Annotated in this window: 1 protein-coding gene; it reads left to right on the forward strand. The window is 47.4% G+C overall.

Annotated elements, in window-relative coordinates; all coding sequences use genetic code 11:
• Positions 1-412: transposase (locus C6Y40_RS25310; protein ID WP_240622042.1), on the forward strand; the 412-nt coding region annotated here is incomplete at its 5' end.
• Positions 413-437 lie beyond the last annotated feature (25 nt).

Here is a 437-nt window from a genome sequence, read left to right on the forward strand (position 1 = left end):
AGACCCGTGGCTGTTAGCCACATCACTAGCATCTCATCGACGCTTATCGAAACAGGTCGTTGCCATTTATCGCCAGCGCATGCAGATTGAAGAAGGCTTTAGGGACATGAAAAGCACCAAGTTCGGGCTTGGCTATGAGCAAAATAAAAGCGTGAAAAAGCAGCGTCTAACAATACTGATATTACTTACTACGTTAGCGTCACTGGTTGCTATCTTATTGGGTATGGTAGTCGTCTCTTCGAATAAACATCGGCGCTTCCAAGCTAATACCGACACCAGAAGCGTGCTGTCATTCCACTATCTCGGTCTGAGAGCTATTGCTTGCCGAATAAGATTCACTATGCGACAGTGGAAAGCTGCACTCAAATGGTACAGCTCCATAGTTGACGCTGCCTGGGCCGCAGGCACATGAAATTAAATTCGTGGGGATCCCTCAG

This window comes from Marisediminitalea alba, from assembly GCF_002993365.1.
GTDB lineage: Bacteria > Pseudomonadota > Gammaproteobacteria > Enterobacterales > Alteromonadaceae > Alteromonas > Alteromonas alba.